The organism is Leptolyngbya subtilissima AS-A7 (genome assembly GCF_039962255.1).
In the GTDB taxonomy this organism is placed as follows: Bacteria; Cyanobacteriota; Cyanobacteriia; order Phormidesmidales; family Phormidesmidaceae; genus Nodosilinea.
In genome coordinates this window covers 164,268-188,631 of the sequence record NZ_JAMPKY010000010.1, presented here as the reverse complement: position 1 = coordinate 188,631, position 24,364 = coordinate 164,268, and the positions used below count along the sequence as shown (strand labels likewise).

The window sequence follows — 24,364 nt, the reverse complement described above, 5'->3', positions numbered from 1 at the left end:
TTTGGCTGCTGGGCGACTTCACCGTTAAGCCAAGTCTGTTCCAGTCTTCTTTAGACACGTGCAGATAAAGTGTTCTGTGCCACCTAATCAGTATTACTAAATTGGCCTCTTTCGGTGAATAGAGGCATTTTTATTCTCTCGGATAACTATAGTCGAATAGGGTTAAAGAAGTCATAGCCAATAAGGGTTTTTGCAGTGAGAAAATTTTCCGTTTTGTTTGAATTATCTAGACAGCTATGTTGTTATCGAAATAGTAGGGCGGTGGGTATAAATGTCTTTCACTTGAGCCAAACTTGACTTTCTTGGTTCATGCCCATCCTATAGCTTGCCATAAACCAGAATGAAGTCATAAACATGTTGAATACGAGACTTTTTCAACTTTGAGCCTGAAATCTGATTAGTGCTCAATCCCAAAAAGCTTCATTTCTAACCTCGGAGTCTTGTGCCTGGTTAGATCTTCACTTAATCTCATACACGTTACCTCAGAAGGTTGAACTCTGTCATGTTCATGCCCCTCGATTTTTTGTTGCGTTTGCTGTCTAATCTGGGAGTAGTTGCCATTCTTGGAGGTGGATCTTACATTCTCTATCAGTGGTACGAAGGGAATTTGGTCAGCGATCGCTGGCTATATTTGAGCATAGGACTATTACTGTGGTCATTTCTAGGATTTCTGCCCCTTCTGCTAATGCACCGTCCTGGAAAGGATGAACCTACACCGCTGCGCAGCAAACGAGTGCAACGTTTAGCTCGACCAGATGGTAGCGAAATTGAAGTCGAGTTTTACGGGCCCGATCGCGCTCCGACCCTGATTCTGACCCACGGTTGGGGACCCGACAGCACAGCTTGGTATTACGCCAAAAAACAGCTCACCGATCAGTTTCGCGTGGTTGTTTGGGATCTACCGGGTTTAGGAAAATCCCAAAAGCCGAAAAACCGAGACTATTCCCTAGAGAAGTATGCCCGCGACTTAGAGGCAGTGCTAGCTCTAGTAAACGATCAGCCGGCCATTTTAGTAGGGCACAGCATGGGGGGTATGATCCTGCTGACTTTTAGTCGCCTGTTTCCAGAACGCTTAGAGCAGCAAGTTGCCGGCTTAATTCTTGTCGATAGCACCTATACTAATCCGCTTAAAACCACTACTTTCAGCAAACTGCTAATGGCGCTGCAAAAACCTCTGCTAGAGCCGTTGCTACACCTGGCGATCGCGTTCTCCCCTCTGCTATGGCTCACTAGCTGGTTAAGCTATTTGAACGGTTCAGTGTTGCTCACAACTAAAATATCTGGCTTTACAGGTACAGAGACTCGTGGACAGCTTAATTTTTCTAGTTTAATTGGTATTAAGTCATCACCAGGAGTTTTGGTCCGAGGAGTTCTAGCGATGTTTAAGTTTAATGAGACAGCAACGTTGCCTAAAATTTCTGTTCCCACGCTTGTTGTTGTTGGCAAGTCCGATATTGCTACACGACCTTTCGCTAGCAAACATATGAGTGCGGAAGTACCTCAATCGGAATTGAGCATGCTGTCGCCAGGAGGGCACATGGCGCTAATGGAACGCAATCAACAGTTTTCAGATATTGTTCGGGCGTTTAGTATTGCTTGCTTGAAATCAAAACAAACCTAACAGCATAATTATTATGCTGCACTCGGACGCGTTTAAGTCGCCAGAAAGGGCTGTAGCTTTCTAGGGTTGCCAATGCTCTTAGTACTTAGCTAAGTTGAACTCTAATGAGCTCTGCCAACAAAGGTTTAGGGTTATAAGGTTCAAGATAGGCCATAAACCTAGAACTTTATACCCTCCTTTGTCTCCTTCGGCTTGGCAAACTACTAGGTTGAATTAAAACTAATACTGAATCCCACATACAGAACCTTGATTCAAAACTGACACCCTGTAGGGGCATTGCAGTGCAATGCCCCTACAAACTAGGGGTTATACAGATTACCGTTAGGCCAAAATTGTCCCAGTTTCCTTTAAATAAACGCGGCTAAAGGGCTCTGATCCGCCCAAACGGTATTGCTCAATCAGCCCCTCGCGGCGAATCGAGACATTGTTGCCCTCGCGTACCACAATGGTTGAATGGGGTAAGACGTCGCGGGTCAGCAGAGTCTCGGTTTCGGTGGGATTGTCTAAAACGACCATATCGCTGCCCGAGTAGAACATACCGTCCTGCTCAAAGATATCGCCTCGATATTCTGCAATCAGCATGTCGAGCCTAGGGTTGCGCAGCAGGTTGCGCACATTGACGTTGTAGTTGGGGCTCAAGGCCTTTTCAGAACGGTTGATGAGCACACCTTCTCGACACACCGCACCGATTACCCAGTTGGGATATTGCAAGAGAAGATGGTCAATCAGCTCTTGCAAATCGCGCATTGAAACCCGATTAAACGTGATGATGGGAATGCGGATTTTGGTGTCTTCGGGAAAGAAGGTTTCCAGAATGGGGGAAGTGACATCGACGCGATCGCCCACAGAGGGGTTGAGGTGCATCGAAATCCCTGGCGCAGAGTTGATCTCAAGAATGCCGAAATTCCCGTCCTTCCACGATCGCGATAGGTCACGGGTAATCACGTCAATGCCCAAACAGGTCAACCGAAAGTGTTGAGCAATGTCCTGGGCCAAAATCACGTTGTCAGGGTGAATGGTGGGCGTGGCGTCGATGCTGACCCCCCCGGCAGAAAGGTTCGCTACCTTTCTCAAATAAACGGTTCGATCGGCTTCTAGAACGCTTTCCAGATTAAACCCCTGCTCAGCCAGGTACATTTCCATGGCACCATCGGCCTTGATCTTGCCCAGCGGAGACATGGGGGTGTCGCTGCGGTTAGCAGCTCTATTAGCGTCGCGAATCAGTTCACTGATGGTGGATTCGCCGTCGCCGGTAACGGAAGCGGGGCGGCGCTCCATGGCAGCCACAAAGCGACCGTTGACACACAAGATCCGAAAATCGGAGCCCGCGATACTCTTCTCGACAATGACCTCTACCGGCTGGTCTTCAGGAATGGCCTCGACGGCGCGATCGAAAGCGACTTCTAGCTCCTCGTCGTCGCGCACGTCTGCGGTTACCCCTTCCCCCTTGTGCCCCGTCACCGGCTTCACCGCAATCGGATAGCCAACTCGGTCGGCGGCGGCTAACGCCTCCTTACGGGTCGCAACAATTTCTCCGTTGGGCACTGGAAAACCCAGAGTGCTGAGAAAGGCTTTGCAGTCGTCTTTGCGGGTCGTGAAGTCTGAGTCTAAGTGGCTATCGGTATCAAAGGTAGTCGCTACGCCGCGCACCAACTTTTTGCCGTAGCCGTACTGCATTAGTCCTTCATCCCACAGATAAAATGCGGGAATTCCCTTGTCATGGGCGGTACGCAGCAGCGCATACACGGTGGGACCGCCGTAGACCGACTGCCGAAACAGTCTTTGAAAGACTTCAACCTGGTCTTCGATATAGAACTGGTGGTCTTGGGTGATGGCCTCAAACCAGTCCCACACGGCGTAGACAACCGATCGCGTCGTGCGACCGTGGAGAGCTTCGATCGCAATGCAGCAGCGATCGCCCCGGTGGGTCACGCTCCAGCGGTGCAGGTATAGTCCGATGTCGAGTCGGTTAACCTCGGCGGACACCTGGGCAAAGAGGTGGGCAAAGGAGTCGTAGGTGTGCTCTTTGAGGTGAGGGTAGCGATCGCCTACCGCATCGATATAAACCTCCAATGGCAACGGATCGCTGTTTCCAGAGAGGGCAAAGTCGAAAACGAACGCCGCTGTATTGAGGTAAGGATTGCTGCCCTCACAAAACCGACTGTTGTGAATATCAAAAGCATCGGTGCTGCGAGCGTTCACGCGGGATACTGGAAGTTGATCGAGAATCACCTGCTCCTCCAAAGCAAATACGCCCCATTCTAGGCAGAGATTCCTTGCCACGACCTGTACCGCAGGCATGAGAAAACTTTAGATATTGCTATATGGCACCTTCAATTTGAGATACTGCGGCGTGTAGTTGGCAAATTGCCCTCTGATTGCGTTGCACCGCCGCGCCAGTGTGCTTCATTGCAGCCCCATTACGCTTTCTCGCAAGGTCCGTAAGCTTTACTGCGACTTCGACGTGCTTCACCGCTGTGTCAGCTTCATTGCGACCTGAAGTTTTAAACGGCTGCTCAATGTGCCAAGTTGCGGGGAGCAATAAGATGAGTTTGGGTCTAAAGATGACCCGATGCGATTGATTGCCTTTAGAGAGATTCGTCTTTGGCGTACCATGCTAAATGCTAACGATGCACTTGCTTTCATTGAAACAGCGCGGCAGCAGCAGCAACCAATTTTCGGTGTTGATTCGTTCGTAATCACCGAGACAACTACTCAACCGATGATGGAGCACATCCTCGATTTGTCAGTCGGTGGTTTGCCTGATGATACTTGGTCAGAGGCCCATCGCTTCGTACTGGAGAGGCGAGATTTAGGCTTCATGTTTGAGGTTGTTGTATGAGCGACGACCAAACTATGTGAGTAGCGAATAACAGAGAGCTGCCGGGGTTGCAATTCGTGCACTTTGCACCTTCGTCGATGAGCTTAAGTCGTTATGCCCCTTTGTGCATTCGAGTAAGAATATGACACCTGAACAGAAGTCTTTTTTTCGAGAAAAAGGGTATATCCTTCTAAAGAAAACTCTTGCGAAGAATCAAGTTGAACCAATTAAAGAGCATATTTTGGATGAATTAAAGAGGTTGAAGTTATGGTCTTCCGGTAAAAGCTTATCAGCCTCCGTTAAAAAGATGCCCGCCTTCCAGCAGATAGCAAAGCTGTCTGGGATGATAAAGCAAAATGATCTTCACGCCAAAGTAATTGCTCAAGCTGCATCTTCTGCCATAGCTTCATTGACTGAAGCAAAAGTAGCCCCAACCCAGAGCCAGCTACTAATCTCCCTGCCAAATCAGGGTGGCTGGACACTCAATGGATTGAATTGGCACACCGACATCTCTTCTTCAAACCCACATCGTATGCCAGGAATTCAAGCTTTTGTCTTGATTGATGATGTTAAACCCCATGGTGGTGCCACATTGGCAATGGCTGGGTCACACCTCCTGAGCAACCGCGGCGAGTTAAGTAGCATCCACGAAGTACTACGGGGAAAAGGCGATGTAGAGGAAGAATTGCGCAGTAGTGATTTATCGATTGTAGAAATGGCTGGCCAAGCTGGTGACCTGTACTTGATGGACATGAGGGTATTGCATACCCCTTCTATTAATTCGACGACAAGCATTCGAATGATGGCAACAGTGCGCTATCTACTCGAATGAAGCGACTGGCAGCGCGCGTGGCACATAGAAAAAGAAGAAATGAGTCAATGTAGCCAAAGTGGATGCGATCGCATGTTTACTGCCAATTGCCCTTTAGTCTGTGTATCCCAGATCGAGGAGAAGATACATGAACAGATGAGAGGCCAAGGCGGCTGCACCAAAACCACTGCCGAGACAGAGAAATTTTCGGATAGATGAGTTTGTATATATCCAGATCAAAATTACAGCCGCGATCGCTACAAGCGCCGAAAGGGATGTAAAAAACAGAGCCAATAGATGCCCTCGCTGTATTAACTGATTTGCCCAGCCAAACAGAGGCAGCACATAGCCAACATTCCAACTAAATGCCCACCAGGCAAGGCTAAAGATTCCAGCACCAGTAATTAGGCTAATTAAAACCCGGCCAAAGCGGTTCACTCGTTTCCATAGGAAGAGAGCTGTAAGCAGCATTGCGACAACACCAGCGGCGATCGCGCCTCCCCGAACAACCCCAACCCAGTCCTCTGGCGTTAGTCCATAAGGGGTAACCACATCAAAGGGCACACGACCTAAAAATCTTTCGACTAACTGATACACCCCAAATCCACAGGCAAAGCTAACAAATCCCTTGCTCCAAATTCCAGAGTGAAGCCAGGTAAAAAAGGCTGCACTGATCCCTGCGGTTATGGAAAGTCCTGCGCTGATCCAGATCAGCCGAATTTCACCCAATCGCATTAGGGTATTGATGCCCCAATAGGTTTGGCGAACTGATTGGGCTTGTTGCGGGCTTAAGTTCAAATTCGTAATTTCGTACAACTTTGCCAAAGTAGGCGCATAATTCTGTCCTGCCTCCCGACAATCGACTGCTTGTCCGCCATAAGACGCTCGACAGTTGCTTAAGTCGTAGGGATACCCCTGCCCTTTGGTTAGGTTGAGCGTCAACAACTGGTCTTGAATGTCAATATGGCACTGAAATTCCTGCTCCGTCTCGGTACAGCGGAAGCTCCGATTGGGCAAATGAAGCGGCCCACTCTGCTCAGTCTGGATAGATACCCCAGCAAAGGGACCGTTGTCCGGTACATCAGGAGCATTAGGAAGGAGCAACCATAGAAATGTCGCGGCCAATACAATCCATAAACTGAGTAAAAATCGTGAGAGGAAAAGTGTAGGTCGACGCATCACAGTCAAGTTCTGGATTGTTCAGGTGAAGTGATGCGTTTGAGCCGCCAGAAGTTCCAAAAAATTGAATAGACGGTGATGTCTTAGCCCTGTGTTTATCAACCTTGTACTAGGCTTTATCAAGAATGTTGGTATGGACTTCATACTTCAAGCCTTCTGCACGGTAACCGGTTTATACGAGCGGCTTAAGGAAAGAGAACACTACTACAAAAAAACCCCGTCAGTCCCATAGAAGCGGAGGCGTGGTCGATGAAAATTTGCTTAGAATATCTGCACTTCTGAGGGGAAAACTAAGGTTGGGAAGCTTGTTAAGGAAGAACTTGAGCACCAGGCATTAGAGGTCGAATGGGACGGCAATCCAGAAAAAAGAATCAATGTGCCGCAGATTAAGTGGCAACGACGTGCACCTTAACAGGTGATTGAACCCGACTGCTAATCCGCTTGAATCCCCAAAATTTAGCATCACAGGCAGCGGGTCGTGCAGAGCATTCAAGGGACTTATTTGTTGCTTCTTTGAACTAGCCCCTACAGCAGCAAGTTATCCCTGGGGCTGGAGTTGCGGCGCGGTGCTCTCAAGAGCACGATCGCCCAAGTCAGGCAGAGGGCGAGCCCGCTGAGTCTTAATCATATTCAAATTAATTGTCAGCAAAAAGCTGGTCAGGCTAGCGATTACAATAACCGGCACCATAGCCGTATCCGACAGCACGCTGAGAATCACTGTGGTACTGATCGGGGTTTTGGTAATTGCCACGTTCACCGCCGCCATCATACAGACCATGCCAATGGTGGGGTGCACCTGCGGGAATCCCAGGGCGATCGCCAGCCCCACCGCCGCCCCAATATAAAACAGCGGAAAGATAAAACCGCCGCGAAAGCCCGAGTGCAGCGTGCAGCTAATCGCCAGCATTTTCGCCAGGCCAATCAAGAGCAGCATAGTGATACCGAAGGTCGAGCCGGTTTTGATAATGGTCTCGATTTCGCGTTCGCCAAAAAACAGCGTTTGGGGAAACACTAGGGCAATTAGGCCAATAGAAAGCCCACCTAGGGTAGCCAGCAAAATAGTGCGATGCTCTAGGGGTCGCGTCAGCCAGCCCACCGTGCGAAACACCAGCACAAACAGCGCCGCCACCGCCGCCCCGATCGCCCCCAGCACCGCCCCCTCCGCCAAATTCATCAGCGTCAGCGGTGGTATCGAGGTGAAGTGATACATGCCACCGATGGAAAGCCCTGTGGTGAGGCGAAACACCACAAAGCTAAGAATCGCCGCTAAAGTCGCCGGGATCAGTGCTTCGTAATACTCCAGCCCTCGCCGATGGGGAATTTCTAGGGCAAACAGGGCACCGCCCAAAGGCGCGCCAAAGAAGGCTCCCAGCGCCGCCGCCATGCCGCAAAAAGTAAAAATGCGCGTGGTGCGCAGGGTGAGGCCCAGCTTTTGGGCCATCCAGCCGCCGACGCTGCCGTTGACCTGCACCAGCGGTGCCTCTGGCCCAGCGCTGCCCCCCGCCACAATTGAGAATAGCGAGGCCACCACCATCGCTGGCGTCTGCTTAATGTCGATGCGACCGGGGTCGTGTACCTTCTCGACTACAAAAGAAACCTCGCCGGGCAAGCCCATCAGATACAGTGTCAGCCCTACCAACAGCCCGCCAACGCTAGCGGCGATCCACACATAATTGATGGCGGGGAAGCTTTCGGTGAAGAAGGGCTCTATTTGTTCAGGGATGGTGTGCCACACCAGGTGCATAAATCCCTCCAGCACCAAATAGTAGATGGTGGCAACCATGCCGCCCACAATGCCAATGGCAGCGGCGGCCAGCATGGTTTGGGCGTAGTCAAGTTCGCGGGGGGCGGTTTCCTCAGCGGTCGTGCCCTCAAAATCCATAGATATCGTCATAACCTGGCCTCACGATTATGGTGGTGGGGTCGATTCCTCTTGGGAGATGCTGTGCGATCGCTACAAAATTCAGGTGGGCTAGGTAGGGGCGTAGCATGCTACGCCCCTACGCGGATCGTGGTTTGATTTAGCAAAAACTACCGGCGATCGCGCAGCGTCCCCAGAGGGGAATCACCCTGCTCCACGGGCACGCCTGCAGGGATCGGCACCCCATGCTCAGCATGGGATCCAACCACCTCCTTCAGGGTAAAGGCATTCAAGAAGGCGACAATCAGCGCCACACAGCCCAGCATTTGAAAGAACAGCTTGTCGCCCGCCACGCCCTGAGGTAGGAGGCTGTACACCGTCAGATAGATCACGGCACCAACATTGCCGTAGGCCCCCACATTGCCCGCAATCTGTCCAGTAATGCGGGGCTTCACCAACGGCACAATGGCAAAGGTGGCTCCCTCAGCAGCCATCACAAAGAACGACGCCACCATGGTCATCAGCACCACCAAGAGAATCGGTACGCCCTGGCCAAACATGCTGAACAGCAGGTAGCCTACACCCGTGCCCGCAATAGTCACCACAAGCGTCAGCTTGCGGCTGCCCAGTTTATCCGATAGCAGACCGCCGCCCGGTCTGGCCACCAGGTTCATAAAAGCGTACATGCCGGCCACAGCCCCAGCGATCGCGGCGGTGAGCCCAAAGCCGCGCTCAAAGTAGGTGGGCAGCATTGACACCACCGCTAGCTCAGAGCCAAAGCAGGCCACGTAGGCCATTTCCAGGTTAAACACTTGGGAAACCTTGTAGCGTTCCTCGGGCGGGTAGCGCTTGGCGCCGGTCATCAGGGGCTTGTTGGCCTGCCAAATGTTGTAGGCCTGAAACAGGTAGAGCCCCACTAAAAGCACCACAATCACCATGAGTGCCTGGTTGCCAATAAAACCTACCTTGGTTAAGCGCCAGGCAATCAGCCCGAGGACGCCTACTAGAGGAATATTCGTCGCCAGCAACAACCAAAAATCGCGCTGACTGGTGACTTCCATACCGGCGCTGCTGGGGGGGCGCTGGTAGACCTTGCCCGGCGGTGTATCGGTCACGGTGAAGTAGTAGACCACGCCGTAACAGGCGGCGGCAATGCCGGTCAGGGCGATCGCCAGTCGCCAGTTCACCTGGCCTGCGGTTAAAAAGCCTAGCGCGGCAGCGATCGACGGTAGCGTAAAGGCTGCCCCAGCGGAGCCAAAATTGCCCCAGCCGCCGTAGATGCCCTCGGCCAGGCCAATGTCGTTGTCTTCAAACCACTCAGCCACCATGCGAATGCCGATCACAAAGCCGCAGCCGACAATGCTCAGCGCCAGACGGGAGTAGACCATCTGCTCAAAATTTTGAGCTAAAGCAAAGGCGATACAGGGAATTGCTGAGTAGATCAGCAGGCAGGAATAGGTAATGCGTGGCCCAAAGCGATCGAGCACCATGCCAACGATGATGCGGGCAGGTACTGTCAGTGCCACATTGCAGATGGCGATGGTGCGCATTTGCGGGTCGCTCAGCCCCAGGTCGGCCTTGATAGCCGTAGTCAAGGGGGCGAAGTTAAACCAAATCACAAAAGTCAGAAAGAATGCAAACCACGTCAAGTGCAGGATTTTGTACCTGCCGCTAAATGACCACAATCCACCCATAACTACTCAACTCCAGATAGATGATTGCCCCAGAAACCCGATTTAGCCACATGAATTTGCGGCAGATAAGCGCGATCGCAGACTCAGCCATTTAGGCCGATGTCTCTTCACAAACGCGCTAACTATGGGTAAAGAACCTGGGAACTTTCGTCAGCATTAGGAAAAACTTAAACGCGGGCAAGCCTGAATCAGCGAGCCGAAATCACCGAGAAAAGGGCCGCCGACAAATAAATCTTTTTCATAGGCAAAGATTAATAGCGAACCTATAAGTGCTCTGTGTAAGTGCTTACAAAACACCTGCGCTAATGGCTTTTCTGCGTTGCCACGATGCGTTTGTTGCAACAGCGCAGGGCAACACAAAGGAAGAGTTTCTGGGAAATTTCTGTATCTTTAACTACAGAAACAGTAGAATGAAACAAGATAATTCACTTCTCTGTGCCGTCTGATGAGATTTCAGGATCCTGAAGTTGCGATCGCCCTCCACCGCCTAGAGATGCTGGCCACTGTGGCTGCTGTCCTTGCAGCGTCGATTTTTGTAGGCACTGCCACGACTCTGGTTGCGATCGAGCAGGCCGAACCGTCAGCCCAAGATTTGGTGATGCCTAGCGAAGCGGTGCTTTGGCAGGGGTTGGGGCAAAAAGCTGAGTAGCTGTACAAATTAAACCTATCGCAGGCCTTCCCTCTCCATGGCCAACGGCCTTTATAGTTTTGTGGTTAAATTTTGGCAGCTGCTCAACTGGGTGAGTCTGTATGGCTAGCCTCATTCCCATCTCAACTTTGTTTATTGGCTTGCATGGCCTCATGGCCCTGGCCCTGTCTTACCTAGTAGTGATGGAGCGGATCAGCACCCGGATTTGGCACGGAGCGTCTCAATCCGATGTGTCGAACCAGCCAGACTACCTAGAAAAATCAAGTAAATGGGCTGCTTTTGTCGAAGGCTACACGCAGAAATCTGTAGCTTCTAAGACTGGCGACGATGGCCTATTGCAGCGCAAAGTGTGGGCCTACGGCAATTTTGTTGAGCACGTTCCCCTCGCCCTGCTGTTCATTCTGGCGCTGGAATTGATGCAGGCTTCAGCCTGGCTAGTGTGGATGTTGGGCATTACCTTGTCCGTGGCTCGCATCGCCCACGCCTGGGGCCTCATCAAAACCTATGGGCCATAGCCGGGCCGGGCGATCGGGTTCTTTCTGACCTGGTTTGTCTACTTGGTCGGTGCCGGAGCCTGTATCTACATGGCACTGCTGGCGTTAAGCCAGGGGTAGCCTAAGTGGCGCCCTAAACTTCTAATGAAAGCTGCACATGATCGGGCTCTCCGGTCGGTTCTAGGTTAGAGAGGGTGAGGCCGAGCAGGCGCACGGGTTGGCTGCGATAGTCCTCTGGGGTCGGCCTTTGAGCATCGAGGTGAGCCAAGAGCATCTCTTCAGCCCAAGGCAAAATGGGCGATTCAGCGCCAATAGCGGCGACAAAGGTGCGGCTGCGGGTGATCTGCCGGTAGTTAGCGTACTTGACCTTGAGGGTGAGGGTGTGACCTCGACAGCGCTGTTCTTGCAAGCGGCTGATCACCTCAGCGGCGACGCTCCCTAATGCTGCGGTCATATCCGCTAGATCGGTGAGATCGGGCGAGAACGATCGCTCTGCCCCCAGCGATTTGCGAATTCGGTTGGGGTTGACGGGGCGATCGTCCTCGCCCTGGGCGACGCGGTAGTAGAAATGGCCTACCTTGCCAAAGTGCTGCACTAAGTCGGCTTCGGTTCGCTGGCGCAGGTCAGCCCCAGTGGCAATACCCAGGGCGCGCATTTTGCGGGCGGTTACATAGCCAATGCCGTGAAACTTTTCAATCGGCAGAGCGGCGACAAAGGCCTCGGCCTGCTCAGGCAAAATCAGGGTGAGACCGTCGGGTTTGTTTTGGCCACTGGCCATTTTGGCGAGAAACTTGTTGACCGACACCCCCGCCGAGGCGGTGAGCTGGGTGGTGCTGTGGATGTCGGCCTTAATAGCGCGGGCCAGCACCAGGGCCGAGGGCTCCTCTAAGGCATTGGTGGTGACATCCAGATAGGCTTCGTCGAGGGACAGCGGTTCGACTAGATCGGTGTAGCGGTGAAAGATGGCTCGAATTTGCTGGGAAACAGCTTTATAAACCTCAAAACGTGGTCGAGCAAAAATCAGGTTGGGGCAGCGCTGCTGGGCGATGCGAGCAGGCATAGCGGAGTGAATGCCATACTGACGAGCCTCGTAGCTGGCCGCCGCTACGGCCCCCCGCTGCTCAGGCCGACCGCCGACCACCAGGGGCTTACCCCGGTACTGAGGAAAGTCTCGCTGTTCTACGGAGGCGTAGAAGGCATCCATATCGACATGGATAATTTTGCGCATTGAGACGGCGATCGCGACATTACTAGCGAGGCATGGCGGTTATACCACCTTAGGACAGGGGGCTTTCCTCCCTGCGGAATAGCGGGCTTGCCGCGATGATTTAAGTATAGAAATTAGAGAGTTAGGGCTATGGCCACTTGGCAATCATCGTCTCAACCACCGAATGCCCAGTCCATGTGGAGCCTGGGTGCGGCACAGGCCCAGATGCAGGCGATCGCCGCGGCCCTAATGCCCGTGGGGCTTTCCCCTACAGGTCGAGTACAGCTACCCTCCATCGAGATTGAAGACACCGCCAACGCTTTGGTGGTAACGGCTTTTTTGCCTGGGGTAGAGCCTCAGGCCGTGCAGGTGCGGGCCACCAGCAAGTCGCTCACCTTTTCAGGCCAGCGGCAGTCGGGCTATCGCAGCTCGTTAATTCAGAGTTTGGGGATCAATTATTTTCAGCAGACGGTGCCGCTACCCGAGCGAGTGCTCGATCGCCGGGTGCAGGTGGCCTACCAGGGTGGGGCGATCGTGGTAACGTTGCCCAAAGCCAAAGGCTGGGGGCAGCGGCTCATGCAAGGTTGGCAGCGGGCACGGATGGAGTTGGGTCTAGCGCTCAAAGCCTGGGGGCAGCGTTTGTTAGAAGATCGGTAACAGAATCTAAAGCCTAGGTAAGAAAAAGAGTTGGGTGTCAACATCTGATCGACACTGGATCTACGATGAGACCTAGGACTGATTCCATTTATGACTGACTTCGACGATTTTTTGCGCCACAAGTACGCTTACGTAGCCATTGGGGAGTTCAAACCCGGCTGTTTTAGCGAAGCCCGCCAGCTCTACGAAAAGGCGGTATCGACCTACACCAAAGGTTTTCAAGGGGCCTACCTGCTTCAGGAGCCGGGCAGCGATCGCGGCATCGCTATCATTCTCTGGGACAGCATTGAGGATATGGACGACAACCAGAGCGAGGTCTATCAAAAGACCCTGGGCAAAATTGCCCACCTGTTTGAGACGCCGCCCGTGACCTCGTTCTACGAAGTGTGTAGCGAAATCGGCTTGCCCCAAATTTTGGCCGCCGCCAGTGCTGGGGCTAAATAGCGTAAGTCCTATTGGAGCTGAGTGTCTTGAGTGCGACCCCAAAAGTGCTCAGCTCTATCCTAGTAGTAGCCTGTCACTGAACAGCTGTTGTCTCTAAGGATGCAGGCTTCAATCTGGTTGCTAGCTCAATGAATGCGGTCTTGTAGAGTCGGGGTTAAACACCCACACCCGCTGGTTGCGCGACGATGTCGGCGAGGTAGGGTCACGGATGGTCAGCGACTCGACCTAGGACCATCCGCCTAAATATTAAGCCAGTCAATCAATGCTTGAGCCTCAGGTGACCTTTCGGCATCTAATTCCTTGAGGGAAACTCTGAAAGCGACATGGTGTCGAGGCCTGTTTCCCCAATTTGCTGGAGCTAAATGGACCCTCTCTAAGAGGTGAAGCAAGCTGGCTCCAAATTTTCTTATGTCTACAGCGTGATCAAGAATGAAGCGTAAGCAGTGGTTAGTCTTTTGACTACGCCTGTCCTGTGCCGAATTCGAGCCTGTCCTTCAGTTCAATCAAGGCAATACAGCCGGAGCATCGGCGTAGCCAAGCCGAAGGCTTCATAGTGTTCGCTCAGAGAGATATAGAGGCTCAAACAGCATTGACATTACGGCCATCTCAAAGGCTGAGTGCGTGTTTAGCCCGTTTGGAGCCGGCTGTCCAGATAGCGCTATGCCAAATTTTTCTCTGGTCTCAAATGGCATGTTGAGTCAGTAAATTTACGGGGCGGGGGTGAAGTTTTCAGAGTCAACTCATTCACCCTAAGGAATTTCCCCATGCGTCAATTGATTTTGGGCCAGCTCAAGTGCAATGAAACCGAAGACTGGGGCGCTGACGAGTGCCGTCTCGAAGTTCTCGTTGATGGTGCGCTGCAACCCCACCTCAAGCGCAACCTCAATGATGGCAATACCTGGTCTTTGAATCAGACTTACACCTTTAACGACGGCGTGGAAATCAAGCTCTGGGACGAAGATTCTCCCGACGCCGACGATTTTTTGGGCTCTGTTCACATCACCGCTGGGCTAACCTCAGGCGCTACCGCCGCGTTTACCCGCGACGGGGCCAACTACCAATTGCGCTACCAGGTCATTGATGTACCTGATGTTGACCCGGTTGCCAGTGCGATCGCTGCCTTTGAGCAATCCTCTCAACCAGGAGTGTGGCCCCAAATTACCAAAGCCGAGCTGATTCAAGACATTCGCGCTACGGTTGCCAACCCGCTCAAAATCAACCAAAACTACACCCCCTTCTGCGGCCCTACCGCCATTGTGTTTGAGCTGGTGTCTAAACAGCCCGCTCGCTACGTCGAGTTCTGCCGCTCTCTCTACGAAACTGGTCAGTTCCGCGGCCGCACTAAAACCGTACGGCCCTCCGACGGTCTGCGGCAGAGCAAAATTCGCTCCGGCATGTCCGCCGCCGATTGGATGCTGATTGCCACCCTGCGCGATACCGAAAACCTGATTTTTCCGGTCACTGGAGATTCTGGCAGCCTCGAAAACAACGTTGCTGGCATCACCACCCCCTGGGAAATGAAGGGCTGGATTTCTGAAGTCTTGGGCTACAGCCAGGTCGACTTTGAATCTACCTTTGTTTACGGCGAATTTGACGCCATGAAAAGCGCAGATGCCGCCCGTCGTCAGGGGGGTGTGGCTTTTGTCCTAATTGATGCCGCCATGCTTGGCGGCAGTGCACCCACCGTGGCCTTCCCCAACCACTGGGTCGCCTACCAAGGCGATCTCAGCATCGACAACGGCGTTTGGTATAAGCACGACAGCGGCCACATTCGCTTTAAGTGCTACAGCTGGGGAAGCATTTACTCCGTCGATCGAGGCGAAGGCTCCTTTGAAGACTATATGTGGGGCGTTGTGACTGGGCGATAGGGGTAGATGGGTAGGGGGTGGATGAGTGAGGGGTGGAGGGTCAAGGGTTTAGGGTTTAAGGCCTGCCTTAAACCCTAAACCCACAAACCTGTCACCGTTGGCTTAGCAGGCTACTCAATTGAAAGGCCGTAGCTAAACCATCACCTACCCGCTCGTTACCTACGGTTTGATTATTTGCCGCACTCCCACCATGCCGTGATGATGGGAGTGCGGCTCAGTGCTGTCGGGGCACTCTTGCCAGGTGATCACATGAGAGACGTAGTTGCCCATCCAGCTCCAGTGGGTAGAACAAGTCGCGGTTGAGGATAAAAGCGCGATCGCTCCTTCAGTAGCGATCTAAAATTTCAACTCCGTCCACGAGCACTCACAGTACAAACACCCCAGAATGTACTGTACGCAGTCCACCTCAAGACTCTGTGCTTAAGGCTTTGTGAAGACTCCGAAGATATACCTAAAAAGCTATGAACTTCGTAGCCTAGCGCCACGTTTTGGAGTGACCTATGCCACCATCAGAACTATCCCAGGGAGAAAACGTGTGCCGGTTGCAACCTGCCGTCACGCAGCGATCGAAACAACATCTATCTGAAATTCGTCACTAAAACTCTGTTATTTAGCCATTGCCACCGTTATCCCGTGTTTTCTTCGACCCCAGCGGCGGGAACTCTCGGAACTCCATCGATGGTAATTGCGTGGCATTAGTCCACATCAGCTCTAGCAACAACACAAACACTTGTACCGTTCAATTTCCCAGGCCGATACGACAGGGCGAAGGGATGGTGCAGCTGTTTTCCCGTCATGCTTTGAGCTCTAAGTGGCCTGCCCAATAGGCTAGCTCGTTAGCCTCAATGGGTTGGCCATCAATGCTTACCGGCAGGCGCTGTTCGAGGGAACTATTCCCCCGGCGGCAACTGCTTTTTGATGCAAAGACTACCGTAAACCACTACTGGAAACTGTAGGTTAATATGACTGTCGCTAAAAATCGTACTAAGCAATCCGCCTCCTATCAAAACGTTGCGGCCCAGACAGCCCCTCAAAATCACTCTATAAATAAGCTAGATATTTCTGTAGAGAGCCCACCCTATTGTCGCGTGACCAATAACATCAAACCCCTGTTAGAAAAGGTTTATCCCTCGGACACAGCCGAGCGGTTGACCACCGAAATCTTTGCTCTGATTAAAGACACCCTGTGCCCCTCAGGCCGCGAAGATCTTAAAAAGTGGAACCACAACAATGTTCTGCTAATTACCTACGGCGATACTATCTGTGATGGCGATCGCCCCCCCCTATCGGTGCTGGCCGAGTTTCTCGAAACCCATCTCTACGACACCATCACTGGTGTCCACATTTTGCCCTTCTTCCCCTACAGCTCCGACGATGGCTTTGCCATCATCGACTATCTCCAAGTCAACCCCGAGCTGGGCAGTTGGGACGACATCAAGCGAATTGCTACCAATTTCAACCTGATGGCCGACCTGGTGATCAATCACATCTCCAGCCGGCACGAATGGTTTGAGCAGTTTAAGAAGAACGAACTGCCCGGCCGCAACTATTTCATCACCGCTGACCCCAGCGAAGACCTGTCTCAAGTAGTGCGACCCCGCAGTTCGCCACTGCTGACCCCGGTAGAGACCCCCACAGGGGAAAAGCACGTTTGGACTACCTTCAGTGCTGACCAGGTCGATGTCAACTTTGAGAACCCCGACGTGCTGATCGAGTACGTCAAAATTATCCTGGCCTACGTCGAGGCCGGGGCGCGCTACATTCGCCTCGATGCGGTGGGCTTTTTGTGGAAAAAGCACAGTACCAACTGCATGCACCTGTCCGAAACCCACGCCATCGTGCGCCTGTTCCGCGAGATCTTGCAGCTGGTTGACCCCGGTATTTCGCTGATCACCGAGACCAACGTGCCCAACCGCGAGAACCTCAGCTACTTCGGCAACCGCAACGAAGCCCACATGATCTATAACTTCAGCCTGCCGCCGCTGCTGCTGAATGCGCTCATGCAGGGCCGCGCCGACCACCTCAAAACCTGGATGATGAGCATGCCACCTGCCCCCATCGGCTGCGCCTACTTCAACTTCACCGCCTCCCACGACGGCATTGGCATGCGCCCCGCCGAAGGGCTGCTAACCGGCGACGAGTATGAGCAGCTAATTGCAGCCATGCGTAATTTTGGCGGCAAAATCAGCATGCGCAGTCGCCCCGACGGCACCGAGTCGCCCTACGAAATTAACATTTCACTATTTGATGCCCTCAAGGGCACCGTTAAAGGCGAGGACCAGTGGCAGGTAGAGCGGTTCCTCTGCTCCCAGACCATCATGATGGCGCTGGAGGGCATTCCCGCTTTCTACATCCATAGCCTGCTGGCCACCCACAACTACACCGAAGGCGTTGAAGAAACCGGCCACAACCGCACCATCAACCGCTACAAGTGGGATCTCAAGACGCTGGAAACTGCTCTGGCTGACCCCACCACCTCCCACGCCAAGGTGCTGGCAGAACTTAAGCGGCTGATCAAGATTCGTCGCCAGCAAACCTCGTTTCACCCCAACGCCACCCAGTACACGCTACACCCGATGAACCCGGCTCTGTTTGCCTTCTGGCGACAAAGCCTGACCCGCGACCAGAGCATCTTCTCAGTGCACAATTTGAGCGACCAGCCTCAAGACCTACAGCTGAGTGATCTCAACCTAGTCAGCACCGACGACTGGTACGACTTAATCAGCGGCCACCGGTTTACCGATGATCGCGCCATCTACAAACTGGCCCCCTATCAGTCGGTTTGGATTACCAACAAGCCCAACTCCGCCCACGACGACACCATGCCAACGCTGTTATAGGTTTAAAGATAAAGCGGCCTCAGTTAGCTGAGGCCGCTTTATCTTTGAGTTGAATTAATTACTCTAGGAAGTTGCGATCGTCGTCGAGGCAGGCATCCCAGCTGGCGGAGAGGGCATCAGCGACCATGGCCTCAAAGGCAGCAGTGTTAACCGATCGCGTAATGTGCTCGTGCATGGGGTTAGACAACGGGATCAGGCGCAGTCGTCGGTTGTCTTGCACCAAGTCAAAATGGTTCCCGTCAGCATCGGTTTTGCCAAGTTCTAAGCAATCAAAGCTGTAAACGTTGATATAGAGTGTATGATTAGCCACTAGCGTGGCCTGTTGCCCATCGGCAAACACTTCCATGACCAGTCCTTGGCCCTCAGAGAGGGTAATGCCGTCTTGAAAATGGCGGTACTGCACTTGTCCCAGATCTTGCAGTAGCCTGAGCATGTCGTTTTTGTTGACAACGACCCCGCTATCGATTAAACAAGGAGCGGGGATACTTAAATTGCTAGCACGCTCGTGATTCATGGGTTTTTAACCACGCTACGTTGGCGGGTGGAGCAAAGCCCGTGGCGATCGCTCCTGTGGGTCTATATCCACGATACTCGATATCGCTGGGAATGATCTGCCCAGCGATCGCTTAGCTCTGTGGAAAACCCTGAGACAATTCTGCCAAAGGCCCAATGGCTAGGCATTCCGCCAAAATGCTGAAGTCTCCGTAATTTTGCCGAAATGTTTCTCTACAGCGCAGAGGTGGATCCGTGACCCCATTGCCCCCCGCGCGACCCGGTGAGACCACCCCTCGTCCCGGCTGGTTTGCCCGTTTGGGAGGATCCATTTTGTTCTACACAAAGCTGCCGTTGCCTCCAGGTTGGCAGCCGCGCTTTGAGGGCATTGCCCCACTGGCTCCGGTGGTGGGCCTGGGCCTAGGCCTTAGTTTGGTCGCAGTCGATTTTGCCCTGGCTCAACTGGGTATGCCGACCCTAACCCGCAGTGCCCTGGTGATTGGTCTGGGGGTATGGCTAACTGGCGGCCTGCACCTCGACGGCGCCATGGATACTGCCGATGGCCTGGCGGTAATGGACCCTCAGCGGCGTCTGGCGGTGATGGCCGACAGCCACAGCGGAGCCTTTGGGGTGATGGCAGCGATCGCGATTCTCGGTCTCAAAACCCTAGCGCTGGCGGAGCTAGCCACCGGGCACGGCTGGGTACTGGTGGCAGCAATGGTGTGGGGTCGCTGGGGCCAGGTAGTGGCGATCGCTCGTTACCCCTACCTGCGTGCTGAGGGTAAAGGAGCGCTGCATCGGGAGCATTTGCGATCGCCCCAAGACTGGCTGTTAGGCCTATCGCTTGCTCTAGGAATACATGGTCTTTGGCTCTGGAGACAGCCCGAGCAAATTTTGCTCATCGGTATCAGCCTGGTGGGGGGATTGGTTGCCCCCCTTCTCATAGGAGCCTGGCTGGATTATCGCCTAGGAGGGCACACTGGCGACACCTACGGAGCCACAGTGGAATGGACCGAAACCCTGCTGCTGTGCCTAGCTACCCTGGCATAGGCCTGCCATACCCGCTTAGAGAGGCTGCAATTAAAACGGCTGAAGTCAACTGCACAATCAGCAAATTGCAGGCGAAGCTTCCGCTGGTTTAGATATTTGGATCGCGTTACAAAAACCGAATGTTTGAAGATACGGCTCTAGCTAAAGTGCATCGCAAGCTAGAAACCCGGTTTCTAGCCAAAGGCATCTAATCAAACGCGTAAATACTGGTTCGGAGCGCCCTTGGTCATCGAATTGCCCCTAGGGTATTCTTCCAGCTCAGCTCTTTACCCAGCACCATCAGCGCTCTTTGGTCGGCCCCGGTGAACAGACCACTGTCAACTAGCTCAGCTAGCACCTGCTGAGCCAGTTGAGCGGCAAACACGCCTCCCGACCTGAGCAAATGGCTGTAGTAGCTAAACTGCGTCTGCCCGTCTTCGTTGCAGTGGAAGCAGTGCACCTGCTCTGGCGTCAGGCCATAGACCGGCGTATTAGCGGGCACCACCACCCGAGGAATGCCGTGTTTTCCATAGCGCTGATTGCCCTCGCCCTCTAAGGTACCTACCAGCACCACCCCCAGCAGGGTGCGAGTCTCTTGCACTAAATCGGGGGTAAACAAAGGATCAGGCTCACTAGAAAGCCGTGGCCCGCTGTTAAAAAATAGCGGGTTAAACAGCTGCGAGTTGTATACCAGCCCCACTGCCCAGTGGCGGCTGTCGTTGTCAAAGCTGACAAACTGACCAAAGCCGCAGTCCTCAGGCGTTGGTGGCGAACAGACATCCTGGGCGTCGTCAACCTGCACCACATAGTCGCAGTGGGAGTTAGATTTCACCACTTTGCCGAGACGGCAGGGAGGCAGGGCCGTAGAGAACAGATCCATAAGGCGCTCTAGGGTGGAACATGGGTACTTATTGTAGACCGTTCCGCCATAGGTGAGCACTTTAGCTGCGGCTGTGCTTAGCAACTGCCACAATTCCGGCAGTTAAGCCAAGGCAAAACCTTCTGAACTCGTCTATAAACCAAACCCTTCATCAAAATCGCTGCGGGTCATGGGCTGACTGACCTCCAAGCCCTCACCCCCCAGCACCGTCAGGGGCTTGCCATCCACCGAAATCCACACTGGGGCGGCAGGGTCAAAGGCGGTGGCCGTATAGATCACCTGGCCGAGGCGACCCATCATTGCTGCGCTGCCGCCGCCGGTCTCAAAGTTGCTCGACAGATCGACATGGATCCCGTCTGCCTCCACTGAAGCCTCGATCAGCTGAGTCTGTTCGGGAATTGTGGTGAATGCCTGCTGGCTCGGATCGCCCGACTTGGAGAGCAGGTCGCTAAATGCGGCAGTGACCTTCTCTGAGGGGGAGGCATCGGCCGCGACGGTAATGGGCTGAGGCACCAGCGCAAAGCCTGTGCCCTCATCCTTGAGCCAGTAGACCTCGCCAGTAACTTCTGCCGGAGCGGGCTGGCTAACCGGTTCTTTTGGGATGGTTTCTTCGACCTTGGGCGGCGCGGCCGGGGTGGTGACCTCCGGCACAGTCATGATGGGTTCGGGGTCAATGCTGAGGTTAGGAAACTCCGCCACCGGGGGGGTGGGGTTGATAGCCCGCCAGGTAAACCATGCCACAGACCCGCCCGAGGCCACTACTAAAGTAGTTAATCCGGCCAAAATGCCGAGGGGAATACGCCTTAGCTTACTTCTGAGATCCATGGTGGGGGTCCAAATGGGGTCACAACCTTAGCCTAGGGTAGTCCAACTTGCCCTAGGGTGGGGTGGGTACAGCTTCTTGAGCTGGCTGCCGAGTCAAGAGCGGGGAGGTTGGCTCTATTTTGGCAAAGATAGCAACATCTAGCTCATTGTCTCGGACGTTCAGGTCGATCACGCGGGCTACCACGCCCAACGCCTCTAATCGCCGCAGGGTAAGGCGCTCCTGAGCGCCCTGCACAAACGATTCGAGCAGCTGGGGTGGGGTGTCTTCACCGTCAACAGTAATGGTGGGGTCAACCAGGGCAAACCGATGGCCGTTAAGGATGGTCAGTCCGAGCTCGACCTCGATCGCAATATTCTCTTGGGTCACCTGGTCTTGCAGGTCGACCACAACGCGAAAGCGATCGCCCTCCAAAAACTCCAGCGACGGATTGGCGAGGCCGTAGCGATTTCGCTCGCGCTGGCCTGCTGCCCCGGGCAGGGTAAATTCTAGGGTGTCGAGCCAGCCCTGTGCCAAGGGCGACTGCAAAAACGCGTTTAGATCGTCGTCGTTGAGACGCAGGCGCAAGGCGGTCTGGGCCGGTTCGTCGAGCACCAGCGCCCCCTGCTGCAAACGAGCAAGATCGACATCTACAGCGTCGGTTTCTATATCTATAGAGTCGATCCGCAGGCCGGGTATCTGCCGAGTTTCGACTCCTCGCGCGGCAATCCAAGTGTGCTCAATGCGGCCAGTGGCCAGCTGATAGTTGGGCACATTGTCGATGCGCACCTGCAATGTCTCGGCCTCGGCAAGCTGGTTGCGCAGGGCGGCCTCGGCCAGGGTGTCGACCACCACGCCGCCGCTACCCGCCACCCCTAGCAGGGCTGAGAGAATAATGGTGATCAGTTCCATGGTTCCTCCTGGGGAGTGGGTGGGGGCTGGCTCTAGCGGCTGGCCAGCAGTTCGTCGACAATCCAGCCCTTGATCAGGGCAACGACCTCGGCTAGGGCCACCTCCTGCACAATGCCTGTGGCCCGATCGACCACCTCCACTTTGCCATCCCCCAGGGCTCGCCCGGTGACAATGCGGTAGGGAATGCCAATTAGATCGGCGTCTTTGAACTTGACCCCAGCCCGCTCGTCGCGATCGTCGAGCAGGGCCTCGACCCCCACTGACAGCAGCTCTTTGTAGATCGCCTTGGCGGCTTCGACCTGCAAATCATCGCCCATGTTGGGAATCACCACGATCGCCTGGTAGGGCGCGATCGCCACCGGCCAGATAATGCCGTTTTTATCGTAGGACTGCTCCACCGCCGCCTGGGCCAGGCGCGACACACCAACCCCGTAGCAGCCCATCACCAGGGGCAGCTCAGCCCCGTTTTCGTCGGTGAAGGTGGCCCCCAGCGCCTGGGAATATTTAGTGCCCAGCTGAAAGATATGGCCAATCTCAATACCCCGGGCGGTTTGCAGGGTTTGACTGGGGTCGTGCAGGGCGCGATCGCCCGCCACCGCTTTGCGCACATCTACCACTTTTTGGGGCAGCGTGAATTCCTTGCCCCAGTTGCCGCCCACCACGTGGTAGCCCGCCTCGTTTGACCCGGTGACGAAGTTTTTTAAGTCGGTGGCGGTGCGATCGACCAGGCGCAGAAACTTGGGCTCCACCTCTTTGCCGCCGTTAATATAGTCATTGCCCAAGTCGGGAGCCATGTAGCCCAGGGGCAGAGGTTTGGTGGCCCACTGGCGCTGGGCGTCTTCGTCGGGCACCCCTAGGGAAATCACGGCGGTACCGCCGTAGTCAACAGCCAGCTTAGTCAGCTCGTTGGTGAGCTTCACGTCGTTAACATCCTGGTCGCCGCGCAGACTGACCAGCACCAGCACTACCCGACCGTTGTCAAACACTGCCTGATACAGCACGTTCTTGACGATCTGGGTGGGCGAGCACTTGAGAAACTTTGCCAGCGATTCAATCGTGGGCGTGTTCGGGGTTTCCAGCTTCTCAAACTTGGTAAAGGTTGAGGGCACCGCCTCCACCGGGCGCGACACGGCCTTCTCGACGTTGGCAGCGTACTTGCCGTCTTCGGTATAGAGCACCTCGTCTTCGCCCGCCTCGGCCAGCACCATGAACTCAGTGGAGCCCGACCCGCCGATCGCCCCAGAATCCGCATCCACCGCTCGAAACTCCAGCCCGCAGCGGCGCAGAATGTTGCTGTAGGCCTGGTACATATCCTGATAGGTTTCCTTCAGACTGCTCTCGCTAGTGTGAAATGAGTAGCCGTCTTTCATAATGAACTCGCGTCCGCGCATGAGGCCGAAGCGAGGCCGAATCTCATCGCGAAACTTGGTCTGAATCTGGTAGAGGTGCAGGGGCAGCTGCCGGTAGGAGCGAACCATGTCGCGAGCGATGGCGGTAATCACCTCCTCGTGGGTGGGGCCAAGGCCAACCTCCTGCTGGCGGCGATCGATCAGCGAGAACATAATGCCCTCAGCCTTGGTGTAGGTATCCCACCGGCCCGACTCGCGCCACAGCTCAGCCGGTTGCAGCTGCGGCAGTAGGCACTCCTGCGCCCCTGTAATATTCATCTCGTCGCGCACAATATCTGAGATCTTGTTGAGCACTCGCCACAGCAGGGGCAGGTAGGCGTAAACCCCGCTGGCAACACGACGCATGTACCCCGCCCGCAGCAGCAGTTTGTGGCTAGGAATCTCGGCCTCTGCCGGATCTTCTCGTAGGGTGACAAACAGCATTTGGGATAGACGCATGGGGGTCTCCAACGGTGACTGGGGAGGGCTCATAGGCCATAGTAAACGAGGACGGGCAGCCCTTCCATCACCTGACCGGTGCAGCCGGAACTGTTTACTGCTCGATTACCTGCTGGTGCCCATCGGGAATGGTAGAGAAATCCGCTACAGTGTCTAAGCAGCCGTTCTAGAATTGGCGCTGGGCGTTGGCCTCTGGCCGGTCTTCGACCATTGCCCTTAGCTCAACCAGAATTGCTGCATTGCAAGGGAAGCGGCA

General features: G+C 54.2%; 21 protein-coding genes. 11 read left to right on the top strand and 10 right to left on the bottom strand.

The window, feature by feature from the left end; translation table 11 throughout:
* The first annotated feature begins 508 nt into the window (after positions 1-508).
* Positions 509-1,621 carry an alpha/beta fold hydrolase gene (locus NC979_RS20725; RefSeq protein ID WP_190521259.1) on the top strand — a complete coding sequence of 371 codons (1,113 nt, stop codon included), beginning with the start codon at positions 509-511 and terminating at the stop codon, positions 1,619-1,621.
* A gap of 321 nt (positions 1,622-1,942) precedes the next feature.
* Here NC979_RS20725 and NC979_RS20720 read toward each other — a convergent pair whose 3' ends face one another.
* A complete protein-coding gene (locus NC979_RS20720) occupies positions 1,943-3,922 on the bottom strand; it encodes an acetate--CoA ligase family protein (protein WP_190521256.1) in 1,980 nt (659 codons plus the stop codon).
* 271 nt (positions 3,923-4,193) lie between these two features.
* Between NC979_RS20720 and NC979_RS20715 the strand changes: the two genes are divergently transcribed.
* Positions 4,194-4,463, top strand: a complete 270-nt coding sequence (locus tag NC979_RS20715; RefSeq protein ID WP_190521255.1) for a hypothetical protein — start codon at positions 4,194-4,196, stop codon at positions 4,461-4,463.
* Positions 4,464-4,584: 121 nt separating this feature from the next.
* Positions 4,585-5,274, top strand: coding sequence for a phytanoyl-CoA dioxygenase family protein (locus NC979_RS20710; RefSeq protein ID WP_190521254.1), 690 nt, complete (start codon positions 4,585-4,587; stop codon positions 5,272-5,274).
* A gap of 93 nt (positions 5,275-5,367) precedes the next feature.
* Here the strand turns inward: NC979_RS20710 and NC979_RS20705 are convergent, their stop codons facing one another.
* Positions 5,368-6,378 (bottom strand): carbon starvation CstA family protein, encoded by a 1,011-nt coding sequence (locus NC979_RS20705; RefSeq protein ID WP_348253806.1) that lies wholly within the window; start codon positions 6,376-6,378, stop codon positions 5,368-5,370.
* A gap of 322 nt (positions 6,379-6,700) precedes the next feature.
* On the opposite strand from NC979_RS20705, the gene NC979_RS25425 reads away from it, so the two are divergent.
* Positions 6,701-6,844 (top strand): DUF6891 domain-containing protein, encoded by a 144-nt coding sequence (locus NC979_RS25425; RefSeq protein ID WP_431191103.1) that lies wholly within the window; start codon positions 6,701-6,703, stop codon positions 6,842-6,844.
* A gap of 126 nt (positions 6,845-6,970) precedes the next feature.
* Here the strand turns inward: NC979_RS25425 and NC979_RS20700 are convergent, their stop codons facing one another.
* Positions 6,971-8,326: a chloride channel protein gene (locus tag NC979_RS20700; protein ID WP_190521252.1), complete on the bottom strand. Its 1,356-nt coding sequence runs from the start codon at positions 8,324-8,326 to the stop codon at positions 6,971-6,973.
* A gap of 137 nt (positions 8,327-8,463) precedes the next feature.
* Complete coding sequence (locus tag NC979_RS20695; protein WP_190521248.1) at positions 8,464-9,987, bottom strand: NarK family nitrate/nitrite MFS transporter; 1,524 nt, start codon at positions 9,985-9,987, stop codon at positions 8,464-8,466.
* Between the two features lie 445 nt (positions 9,988-10,432).
* Between NC979_RS20695 and NC979_RS20690 the strand changes: the two genes are divergently transcribed.
* Positions 10,433-10,636: a hypothetical protein gene (locus tag NC979_RS20690; protein ID WP_190521247.1), complete on the top strand. Its 204-nt coding sequence runs from the start codon at positions 10,433-10,435 to the stop codon at positions 10,634-10,636.
* A gap of 101 nt (positions 10,637-10,737) precedes the next feature.
* Positions 10,738-11,151, top strand: coding sequence for an MAPEG family protein (locus NC979_RS20685; RefSeq protein WP_242024099.1), 414 nt, complete (start codon positions 10,738-10,740; stop codon positions 11,149-11,151).
* Between the two features lie 112 nt (positions 11,152-11,263).
* Here the strand turns inward: NC979_RS20685 and dinB are convergent, their stop codons facing one another.
* On the bottom strand, positions 11,264-12,358 hold the full coding sequence (gene dinB, locus NC979_RS20680; RefSeq protein ID WP_190521246.1) for a DNA polymerase IV: 1,095 nt from the start codon (positions 12,356-12,358) through the stop codon (positions 11,264-11,266).
* Between the two features lie 129 nt (positions 12,359-12,487).
* Here dinB and NC979_RS20675 point away from each other — a divergent pair, with 129 nt between their 5' ends.
* From NC979_RS20675 to NC979_RS20660, 4 genes are all read left to right on the top strand, one after another.
* Positions 12,488-12,994 (top strand): Hsp20/alpha crystallin family protein, encoded by a 507-nt coding sequence (locus NC979_RS20675; RefSeq protein ID WP_190521243.1) that lies wholly within the window; start codon positions 12,488-12,490, stop codon positions 12,992-12,994.
* Positions 12,995-13,084: 90 nt separating this feature from the next.
* Positions 13,085-13,438 (top strand): antibiotic biosynthesis monooxygenase, encoded by a 354-nt coding sequence (locus tag NC979_RS20670; RefSeq protein ID WP_190521241.1) that lies wholly within the window; start codon positions 13,085-13,087, stop codon positions 13,436-13,438.
* A 764-nt stretch (positions 13,439-14,202) separates the two neighbouring features.
* A complete protein-coding gene (locus tag NC979_RS20665) occupies positions 14,203-15,306 on the top strand; it encodes a C2 domain-containing protein (protein ID WP_190521233.1) in 1,104 nt (367 codons plus the stop codon).
* 1,088 nt (positions 15,307-16,394) lie between these two features.
* Entirely contained in the window at positions 16,395-18,146 is a 1,752-nt protein-coding gene (locus NC979_RS20660) for an alpha-amylase family glycosyl hydrolase (RefSeq protein WP_190521232.1), read from the top strand.
* Between the two features lie 58 nt (positions 18,147-18,204).
* Here NC979_RS20660 and NC979_RS20655 read toward each other — a convergent pair whose 3' ends face one another.
* Positions 18,205-18,660, bottom strand: coding sequence for a hypothetical protein (locus tag NC979_RS20655; protein ID WP_190521225.1), 456 nt, complete (start codon positions 18,658-18,660; stop codon positions 18,205-18,207).
* 233 nt (positions 18,661-18,893) lie between these two features.
* Between NC979_RS20655 and cobS the strand changes: the two genes are divergently transcribed.
* Positions 18,894-19,688: an adenosylcobinamide-GDP ribazoletransferase gene (cobS, locus tag NC979_RS20650; RefSeq protein ID WP_347403955.1), complete on the top strand. Its 795-nt coding sequence runs from the start codon at positions 18,894-18,896 to the stop codon at positions 19,686-19,688.
* A gap of 226 nt (positions 19,689-19,914) precedes the next feature.
* Here the strand turns inward: cobS and NC979_RS20645 are convergent, their stop codons facing one another.
* The 4 genes from NC979_RS20645 to NC979_RS20630 all read right to left on the bottom strand — a co-directional run bounded on the left by NC979_RS20645 (position 19,915) and on the right by NC979_RS20630 (position 24,108).
* Complete coding sequence (locus NC979_RS20645; RefSeq protein ID WP_190521223.1) at positions 19,915-20,547, bottom strand: DUF8166 family protein; 633 nt, start codon at positions 20,545-20,547, stop codon at positions 19,915-19,917.
* A gap of 132 nt (positions 20,548-20,679) precedes the next feature.
* Positions 20,680-21,372, bottom strand: a complete 693-nt coding sequence (locus tag NC979_RS20640) for a GerMN domain-containing protein (RefSeq protein WP_190521221.1) — start codon at positions 21,370-21,372, stop codon at positions 20,680-20,682.
* 52 nt (positions 21,373-21,424) lie between these two features.
* Positions 21,425-22,261 (bottom strand): LmeA family phospholipid-binding protein, encoded by an 837-nt coding sequence (locus tag NC979_RS20635; protein WP_190521219.1) that lies wholly within the window; start codon positions 22,259-22,261, stop codon positions 21,425-21,427.
* 32 nt (positions 22,262-22,293) lie between these two features.
* The gene (locus NC979_RS20630; protein ID WP_190521217.1) at positions 22,294-24,108 is read right to left on the bottom strand and encodes a proline--tRNA ligase; all 1,815 of its coding nucleotides are present in this window, start codon (positions 24,106-24,108) and stop codon (positions 22,294-22,296) included.
* Between the last annotated feature and the right edge of the window lie 256 nt (positions 24,109-24,364).